Annotated in this window: 5 tRNA genes; all 5 read left to right on the forward strand. The window is 51.9% G+C overall.

Annotated elements, in window-relative coordinates:
* The 5 genes from HMPREF2578_RS10540 (at nt 1) to HMPREF2578_RS10560 (ending at nt 425) form a co-directional block, all read left to right on the forward strand.
* Nucleotides 1–76, forward strand: a tRNA-Asp gene (locus HMPREF2578_RS10540).
* A gap of 21 nt (nt 77–97) precedes the next feature.
* A tRNA-Phe gene (locus tag HMPREF2578_RS10545) sits at nt 98–170 on the forward strand.
* Nucleotides 171–176: 6 nt separating this feature from the next.
* A tRNA-Thr gene (locus tag HMPREF2578_RS10550) sits at nt 177–252 on the forward strand.
* Between the two features lie 7 nt (nt 253–259).
* A tRNA-Tyr gene (locus tag HMPREF2578_RS10555) sits at nt 260–343 on the forward strand.
* Nucleotides 344–351: 8 nt separating this feature from the next.
* Nucleotides 352–425: transfer RNA gene (locus HMPREF2578_RS10560), tRNA-Trp, on the forward strand.
* The last annotated feature ends 32 nt before the right edge of the window (nt 426–457 follow it).

A 457-nucleotide genomic window follows, 5' to 3' on the forward strand; every position in this document is an offset into this window, starting at 1 on the left:
GGTCTCGTAGTGTAGCGGTTAACACGCCTGCCTGTCACGCAGGAGATCGCGGGTTCGATTCCCGTCGAGACCGCCATTTAATCATTTTAATATATATGGTTCAGTAGCTCAGTTGGTAGAGCAATGGATTGAAGCTCCATGTGTCGGCAGTTCGACTCTGTCCTGAACCATTTCTTGCCGGCCTAGCTCAATTGGTAGAGCAACTGACTTGTAATCAGTAGGTTGGGGGTTCAAGTCCTCTGGCCGGCACCATCTTAACGGAGGGGTAGCGAAGTGGCTAAACGCGGCGGACTGTAAATCCGCTCCTTCGGGTTCGGCAGTTCGAATCTGCCCCCCTCCACCATCATAAATAGGGACATAGTTCAACGGTAGAATAGAGGTCTCCAAAACCTTTGATGTGGGTTCGATTCCTACTGTCCCTGCCATGGCGGTTGTGGCGAAGTGGTTAACGCATCGG

This window comes from Staphylococcus sp. HMSC072H03, assembly GCF_001809305.1.
GTDB classification, from domain to species: Bacteria; Bacillota; Bacilli; order Staphylococcales; family Staphylococcaceae; genus Staphylococcus; species Staphylococcus hominis.